General features: G+C 49.8%; 9 protein-coding genes. All 9 read right to left on the bottom strand.

The genetic code is table 11. The features are described from left to right. Nucleotides 1–106: 106 nt before the first annotated feature. The gene (locus tag C7R94_RS28080) at nucleotides 107–970 is read right to left on the bottom strand and encodes a GNAT family N-acetyltransferase (RefSeq protein WP_106785851.1); all 864 of its coding nucleotides are present in this window, start codon (nucleotides 968–970) and stop codon (nucleotides 107–109) included. A 25-nt stretch (nucleotides 971–995) separates the two neighbouring features. Next, nucleotides 996–1,715: a 3'-5' exonuclease gene (locus C7R94_RS28075; protein WP_106785850.1), complete on the bottom strand. Its 720-nt coding sequence runs from the start codon at nucleotides 1,713–1,715 to the stop codon at nucleotides 996–998. 137 nt (nucleotides 1,716–1,852) lie between these two features. Continuing rightward, complete coding sequence (locus C7R94_RS28070) at nucleotides 1,853–3,277, bottom strand: serine hydrolase domain-containing protein (protein WP_106785849.1); 1,425 nt, start codon at nucleotides 3,275–3,277, stop codon at nucleotides 1,853–1,855. Between the two features lie 5 nt (nucleotides 3,278–3,282). Beyond that, the gene (locus C7R94_RS28065; protein ID WP_106785848.1) at nucleotides 3,283–4,173 is read right to left on the bottom strand and encodes a serine hydrolase; all 891 of its coding nucleotides are present in this window, start codon (nucleotides 4,171–4,173) and stop codon (nucleotides 3,283–3,285) included. A 71-nt stretch (nucleotides 4,174–4,244) separates the two neighbouring features. Further along, complete coding sequence (locus tag C7R94_RS28060) at nucleotides 4,245–5,888, bottom strand: peptide ABC transporter substrate-binding protein (RefSeq protein ID WP_106785847.1); 1,644 nt, start codon at nucleotides 5,886–5,888, stop codon at nucleotides 4,245–4,247. 222 nt (nucleotides 5,889–6,110) lie between these two features. Beyond that, on the bottom strand, nucleotides 6,111–6,392 hold the full coding sequence (locus tag C7R94_RS28055; protein WP_106785846.1) for a DUF2325 domain-containing protein: 282 nt from the start codon (nucleotides 6,390–6,392) through the stop codon (nucleotides 6,111–6,113). 34 nt (nucleotides 6,393–6,426) lie between these two features. Then, on the bottom strand, nucleotides 6,427–6,621 hold the full coding sequence (locus C7R94_RS28050) for a YezD family protein (protein ID WP_106785845.1): 195 nt from the start codon (nucleotides 6,619–6,621) through the stop codon (nucleotides 6,427–6,429). A gap of 335 nt (nucleotides 6,622–6,956) precedes the next feature. Continuing rightward, nucleotides 6,957–7,922, bottom strand: coding sequence for an ABC transporter ATP-binding protein (locus tag C7R94_RS28045; protein ID WP_106785844.1), 966 nt, complete (start codon nucleotides 7,920–7,922; stop codon nucleotides 6,957–6,959). Then, on the bottom strand, nucleotides 7,912–8,363 hold a 452-nt coding region (locus C7R94_RS28040; RefSeq protein ID WP_146142833.1), incomplete at its 5' end, for an oligopeptide/dipeptide ABC transporter ATP-binding protein. The genes C7R94_RS28040 and C7R94_RS28045, both read right to left, overlap by 11 nt.

Below are 8,363 nucleotides of genomic sequence, written 5' to 3'. Positions count from 1 at the left end.
TTAGTCTGACGTCCATTATCCTGCTCCTGCTCGGAGTATAGTGATTATCGGTCACAACGAAAAATGCCGCTCGGGTCTAATCCCTGCGGCATTTTTTTATGAGCAATCATGCGAAGTGTCTCTTCGCTGTCGTGGTCGTCTGAAACGTTTGAAAGCCTGTTCGTTCGTACAACGCAATCGCTGGTTCGTTATGGGTGCCTGTGACGAGATACGGCTGCAAGCCCTTTTCCAGCGTCCGGTTCACAAAAAAGCGGACAAGCTCTTTGCCGTAGCCTTTGCCTTGATGCACGGGATCTACGAATACATCGTAGACTTCGCCATGTCCTGTGATGATCAAAGACCCTACGAATGCTCCCTCATGCTCGAATATGTAAATATCTTCTCTCATATCGTTCAGGAGCCAGTTTTTCCACGCGTTCATCGTTTTCTCAGGATAGTCTGCCAAACGGTATGGCTGAAGATCGATGCCTTTGCGCACCTCGTAGTAAGCGTCACTCTGCGATTGGATGTACATATCCATATCAGACTCCGAGAATTTTCGTACGTCGAGTGTTGGTGCAGGCCCGATCTCTCCTGTGTATTTCATGAGATGATGTCCCCAGATAGAAGCAAAGCCTCTCTTGGCAAAAAAATCGGCACCCTGCCCGTGATCTACCCGATAGGTAGCCATGACTGCCGTCGGCTTCTTCTCGTGCTGTTGCAGTTCTACCCAAAGCTGATCGAACAAGCGCGTACCGATTCCTCGCTTCCGATGGTCTGGTCGTGTATAGACGTATATTTCTGCTGTCCCGTCTTCGCCGGAGGAGTTCAAATCATATGTGCCGCAGCCGAGGATTTGATCGTTTTCCTCCCAAATGTAAACCGTAGCTTTTTCCACGATATCACCAATCTCTTCGGTCCTCCAAAGCATGCCCTCGCCAATCATCGTCACGATTGTCTCTTTTTCATTTGATTGTGCTTGTCGTATCATCTACGCACTCCTCCGTTCTCTCCCGCTAGCTCTGTTGGACGGTTGCTGCTTCTGCGGCTTTTTCCAACTTCTTGCGATGTTGCAGGCAAGCCTCGCACCTTCTGCTTTTTCGCCCGAAAGCCGTGTAGTATTTGCTTTTTTTGCAAGACCGGCACGTAATGTACAACGAGCTCGACAAATTGTAGTTCTCCACCGGCGTGTTTTCTTTCAGATGAACCGTCTTGTTGTATTTGATGAGCAAATGAGCCGTGTGGATGGCATCGACCAAGGCAGAGTGCAGCCTGCCCTCCTGGATGATCCCTGCCGTGTCGATCGCTTCTTTCAGGCTCATCTGTTTGCGATCAGCCAACAGCAAGCTAATTGGCGGCTGGATGTCGTTGTAATTGCGCATCCAGTTGAAGTCCAAACCAAATCGCGCACAATGCTCGATCATCAGCCGCTTGTCGTCCTGCCCCCATGTGCACAGGTAGTATTCAGAATCGTTGCCAATCCACTTCATAAATTCGGCAAATGCTCGGCGAAACGGGATAAAGGTTGGCATGTTCTCTTTATCGAGACCGATGAACTTGCGTGTTCTCTCTGAGATTCGGCGCTCAATCGCCGGAAAGGTATAGCGCTGAAATGTCTCGACCTCCACGCCATTTTTTCCGGGTACGACTTTTGCCGCTCCGATCTCAATAATTTCCGGAATCTTGTCTTTCTGATAAGTCAGTGTCGTTTCAAGGTCAAAAACAATGATCTGCAAGCGTAATCACATCCTGTATGTATTGTTTCTATTATGGCTTGGATCGGGCACAGAAAGCAAAACAAAGACAAAAGCAGTTGCCTGATGGAAACGAAAAAGGATAAGAACCCATCGGATTCCTACCCTTGTTTAGCCTTTTAACCTGGTGATTTTGTGGATTCCCTCGTCAACTGACGCAATCCGTAGCTCATTCTCGCTATTTGCCCGTCTTCACCCCGGAAAAATTCAATCCAGGGGATGGAATCTCTTTTTTGGAAAACGAAGCTGTCTTTTTGTACCGGGATCAGCGAGTACGAGAGACCATCCACCTCCACGTATAGTTTGCCTTCGCATTTGGTTATCGATGCGCTTACCCATTCCTGCGAAGAGTAGCGACCCTCGTACAGTGACAACTGCTCATCTGTAACCACGTATGGATCATAGTCATACAACGGAGCTCCAGCCGGTCTTGCAAAATAACTGTTCAAAAAGCCGAGGACCAACTCCCGGACGCTCACGCCATCGAGATTGACCAGAATCACGCCCGTAATCCCTTTAGCCGGAACCGAAAAAATGTGCGAGCTGATTCCCTTCAACGATCCGCCATGCTCTACCAGCAAGCCATCCGGAAAAGCAGGCGAGACCATCAGACCATAGCCGTAGAAGCGGTGTCCGTCTACACGAGCAAAGGGAGTGAGCATCTGCCTGACGCTGTCGGCAGACAGAATAGGTGTCGGGTTTCCCACTGCCCCCAAACGAAAGACTTCCAAATAAGTGAGTAGATCATTCACAGTCGATTTGAGGAACCCCGCTGCTCGCATCGCCGGGGCATCGTGCCAGATAGGTGCTGCAATGATTTGGTTTTCGTCATCGACTTTTTTGTTGGTATACAAGATCGTGACGTCATCCTGGTCAGCCAACTCATCCAAGGAGAAAACGGTTCTGTTCATACCCAGTGGCTGCAAAATATGCGTCGCAACGTAGTTTTCATACGTCTGGTTGCTGACCCGTTCAATGATCGCCCCCAAAAGCCCGTACGCATCGTTGTTGTAGCTAAAGGCACCCCCTGGCTCTGAGAGTGGCTTCCCTTCGAATCCTGCAATGGCTTCCATGACTTCTTCATACGTATCTAGGTAAGGCACGGTCTTGAGTTCTTCCTCTGCCTTGGTACCAATGACAGCAGGATCATTTTCCATGCTCCGCCTCATTGCGCCGTCCAAGTAAGGCATTGGCATTATTCCGGGCGTATGTGTCATGAAGTGATGGATCGATATGCGTGCTGTCAGCTCGTGATCGCCCGCCCGAAACTCAGGTAAATATTTCACGACCGGATCATGGACAGACAGCTTCCCTGCCTCCTGTAGCTGCATGATCGCAACGCAGGTAAACGATTTGGTGATGGATGCGATGCCAAAAACAGTGTCGCGGGAAAGCGGCAGTTGCTGTTCCCTGTCACGAAACCCGAACATCCCCTCGTACAAAAGCTCACCGTTACGCGCAACAGCAATAGCTGCGCCCGGAGCCTTCGCCTCGTCTAGCAGCTGCTGTGCATACGCCTGGAATTGTTCCTTCCATGCCGTCATTCTCATCAACTCCCCATCGCTTGCTCATAAATTGCTTTTGCAACACGAGCGATGGTTAGCTCTGCGGCTTCTTTGTCAGTTACACCTCGTGATAATGCCGTGATCGCAATCATTCCTTTTCCTTCAGGCAAATAAATGATTCCAGCATCATTGACGACCGTATTGACAGTCCCTGTCTTATGGGCGACCTTTGTTCCTTCTGGCAACAAGTACGGCAGACGGCTGTTGTAATGCTGACGTCGCATGATGTCTTGCATCAGCTCGCAGGAGGCCTCCGTGAGAATTTCTTTTCGCGCAATCATGATAAGAAGGCGATTCAGCTCGGCTGGTGTCGCTACGTTATTATCACGAGTAGGCATCGATACATCGTGGATCAATTCGTAATTGCCTGACTCTTCCCGTCGCATGAACTCATCGAACCCTGCCTGCGAAGGTGCAGGCTCGTTCATACCCACACAGTGGTTGAGGAGCTCCCAGCAATTATGCGGCAAGTGAATCTGCGAGAGACCCAGCTCATGCATGTGCTCATTCACCTTATCAATACCGCCGATTAGCTCGAGGATTTGGTCTGTCGCATAGTTATCGCTGACAATCGTCATCAGTGTCGCCAAGTCTTTAACCGTCAAGGCTGCTCCGGCATCCAGCTCTTGCAAAATGCCTGAGCCCGGCACGCGATCCTCCCATTTTAATGTCACACGTTGGTCGAGGCGAATTCGTCCTGCTTCCACCTCGCGCATCAAGGTGACCATGATCGGAATTTTGAATGTACTCGCCAGTTGAAACAACTCTTCATCCAAATGCCCTGCTGTCTCTCCTGTTTCCAAATGCACAGCTGCGATTCCAAAAATACCGGGCGCTTCCTTCAGTACGTTTTCTACTGCTTGCTGCCATGTCATGAAAATTCCTCCCCCATCGCTCGCGAAACGGCCCACACATGGATTTTCGTATCGGCCATTTCTTTTCAGCGCTATTGTTCTTTGTATCCCCACTTGAAGTCGATGTAACCCAATGGATCGACTGTGATGCCTTTTACTTTTTCATTTTGTACCCAGGAATTGACGCTGGAGTATACACCTGTGACCGGCATTTCATCCATCAAGATGCTCTCCGCTTCGACTAGATACTGATTGCGCTTGGCCTCATCTGGCTCGGCGTACGCCTTTTTCACCAGCTCAACGTATTTCTCGCTAAACCAGAAGGTGGAGTTATTGGAGCTGTACTTCTCCATCATCAGCTCCAGGAAGTTGACGGAATCATTGTAATCACCCGTCCAGCCTGTTCGGGAAATCATGTACTTCCCCTGCTCCTGATCGTCAAACATGACCTTCAATTCTTTGTTGATCAGCTTGACGTCCACACCGAGAGCCTGCTTCCATTGAGCCTGCAACGCTTCGGCAATCTTCTTGTTGAGCTCGGAGGTATTATAGAGATAAGTGATTTCGGGAAGCTTGGTGATGCCCATCTCCTTCATTCCTTCTGCCAATAACTGTTTCGCCGTCTTCACGTCGTTATCCTTGAAATATCCCTCCGGCTTCAGAGAGGCGGACAACGGGACGAAGCCCATCAAGGGAGTCTGTCCGGCTTGACCGATGTTTTCCGCGATGTCAGTGCGGTTGATCGCGTAGGCAAACGCTTTTCGGATTTTGCTATTCGTGAATGGCGGCTTCTGTGTCTGGAACAAGAGATAGTAGTTGGTCGCACGTTGCATAGTTTGCAGCTTGCCTTCGTCGCGCAGCGGTCCAATGGCATCCGCGGGCAGACCGCTAATCGGGCCGCCAGCCCAATCCAGCTCGCCACTATTGAACAGCTCCAGCTCGGTATTGGTATCTTCAATCATGGAAAACTCGATTTCGTTAAACTTCACGACGTCTTTGTCCCAATAGTGCTCGTTTTTAGCCAGCTCAATCTTGTTTTTATGCTCCCAATTCACCAGCTTAAACGGCCCATTGGTGACGATGGACTCGGGCTTTTTCGCCCAATCGGGATTGGCTTCTACCACCTTTTGGTTGACCGGATAGTAGAAGGTCGCAAGTGTCAGGAAGTAAGGAGTAGGGTTTTCCAAGGTGACTTGCAGTGTCTTGTCATTGACGACCTTGATGCCGACATCCTCTGCTTTCGCCTTCCCTTCATAAAAGGCACGGGCATTTTTGATCGGATAATACTTGTAGGCGGAGCCACTGGCTGTCTTCGGATTGAGTACACGCATCCAGCCAAAGGCGAAGTCGTGAGCCGTAACCGCGTCGCCATTGCTCCACTTGCTGTCGCGCAGTGTAAAGGTGTACACCTTTTTGTCCTTAGATACTTGAATGTCGGATGCAACAGAATTGACTGGCTTGCCATCCTTGTCCAATCGAACGAGCCCGTCATACAGCGAACGGATGAAGGCACCGGAAATCACATCATTGGACATGCCTGAATCAAGTGTTTCGGGCTCTGCGGCATTCATATGCAAGGTCTGCTCTGCCGCAGACTGCACAGTTGCCTGCTGTTCTGGCGCTTGTTGCTGCTGGGTGTCTGGTGCGGTTTGAGTCGGCGTATTGCCGCTGCTACAGCCTGCAAATAGTCCCGTAAGCAATACGAAGAGACTTGTCATGACTACTGGTCTTTTCATGCTGTACCCCCCTGTTTGAGTCGGATAACCGAATATTAAATAAATATTCTGCAAATTTTATGCCATTCGTGCTTTCAGTTGTTCTTTTGTTGATTTTATTCCCCACTGAATACTTTTACCCGAATCGGTCCGACAAGTTTCCACCAGTAGTCTCTGTCACGCAAAATAGAAGTATTCATCCTTGAATACCTCTATTCATCCGCGCATATTGGGCTGTCCTCTCTAGCTTATCGCTGGTTCGTACATGGCTACCGCATCACATGATCGTCGGCAAAAAACGATCGGGACGTGCTTTTGCTTCGCCAGCTTCTTGATATTTTTGCTCAAGCTGTGACTGACGAAGTTAATAAAGACAAGAACGAGCTCTGTATCAGAAGGAATCGTCGCCTTCACATCGGATTTTTTGCGACCCGATACGTGATAGATATTCTGGAACCCTTTGTTCTGCAACAAGCTCTCGATTTCTGCTACCCGATCTCCTCCTACCACAAGAACGCCTGCCATAGTCCTCCTCCTCTCTTTTTCCACGCCTACCTATCTATTTTCCGGTCCCCGCTTGCGGAATCTTTGCCCCAGGCTTTTCCGCTGTAAGTCTGTATTTTTCCGTTCGCTCAATCTGAACGACCTGTGAATCGTGAACCACAATATGTATGGACCCGTATTCCAGACCGTCCAGTGCGACTGCGATTTTCTCTAATAAGAGATCGTCCAGGGGATTTTCATTTTTGGCCATGGGGATCACCCTCCTGTTTCGTAATAATTATTACACATTATTCCTACCTAATTAGTATGTTTTTATGGTCTGATAATACCTCTTGATCCCGATTGCTGTCAATGTCGAACAGTTCGGGCATCAAGAGGCTTTTCTCACCTCATTTTCCTTTGATTGACGAAAAGCTCCCTGCGCAACTAGACAGCTTGGTTGTCTTTGTCCTCGCGGGAGCTTTCGGTCGACCAATCAGCTAATTACACAAAAACCGATATACTTACCCTGATATGCAAATATTACCATATAATTCTGCAATCGGTCAATAACCGTGCAGTTCTTCGTTTCCCTATTGATTCTCGTTACACCAAGTGACAGGCAACAAATCTGTCTGTGCTAACCTCCCGAAAAGCAGGCACTTCCTGGCAGCAAATGTCTTTCACAAACGGGCAGCGCGTGTGGAATTTGCACCCTGTCGGAGGCTTCGCCGGACTTGGCATGTCTCCCTTCAGGACGATGCGTTCGCGCTTTTTCTTTGGGATCGGGAGAGGGACAGAGGAGAGCAACGCTTTGGTGTACGGATGAAGCGGCTCCAAAAACAATTCATCCCGAGGTGCCAGCTCCAGCAGTGACCCCAAATACATGACCCCGATCCTCGTGCACAGATGCTCCACAACGCTCAAATCATGAGAAATAAATAAGTACGTCAGCTTCCTTTGCTCCTGTAGCTCTGCAAACAAATTGATGATTTGGGCTTGGATCGACACATCCAGTGCAGATACTGGCTCATCCGCGACGATAAAATCAGGGTTCATCATAATGGCCCGTGCGATACCGATCCGTTGACGCTGACCACCCGAGAACTCATGCGGATACCGATCGACATGATACGTCGCCAATCCACATAAAGCCATGACCTCTAACACTCTTTCTCTGACCTCCGCTTGTGGGAGCAACCCGTGATCAAGCAGCGCTTCCCCCAGTGCTTCTCCGATTCGGACGCGCGGATTCAGCGAGCTGTACGGGTCTTGAAAAATATATTGCATCCGGGGGCGCAAAGCTCGGAGCTCTTGGCGATTCAAGGCGTGCACATCGATACCCTGGAAGCGGACTTCTCCCTCTGTCTTTTCCAAAAGGCGCAGGATGGTGCGACCTGTCGTGCTTTTCCCGCTGCCGGATTCACCGACCAACCCGAACGTCTCCCCTTTTTGGATAGAAAAACTGACGTCATCCACCGCTTTTACCTGACCGACCGTCCTGCCTAAAAGCCCTCCGGTAATCGGGTAATATTTTTTCAATCGGCGCACTTCCAGCAAGTTATTTTCCACAGGTGATCTCCTCCTCATACAGCCAGCACGCGACCTTTCTGCCGTCTCCCCCGTCACGCAAAGGCGGCTGCTTCACCCGGCAAATGTCCAAGCACTGATCGCATCGGTCAAGAAAATAGCAGGATTCGCCGAGAGTCGTCGGATTCGGTACTTGGCCAGGGATGGAATACAGCTTGGCTTTGCGTTGATTCAATACAGGCTTGGAGCGAAGCAAGCCTTGTGTATATGGATGCTTCGGCTCCTCGAACAGCTCGACGACAGGAGATACCTCTACTACTTTCCCTGCGTACATCACGACCACATGATCAGCCATTTCCGCAACGACCCCCAGATCGTGCGTGATAAAAAGAATCGCAGTTTGGGATTCCTCCTTGATTTTGCACAGCAGATCGAGAATTTGCGCCTGAATGGTCACATCCAAAGCAGTCGTCGGCTCATCGG

Source organism: Brevibacillus sp. NRRL NRS-603 (assembly GCF_003013445.1).
Classification (GTDB): Bacteria; Bacillota; Bacilli; order Brevibacillales; family Brevibacillaceae; genus Brevibacillus; species Brevibacillus formosus.
Note: the sequence above shows the minus strand (reverse complement) of the source record. Positions and strands in the feature narration are given on the sequence as shown.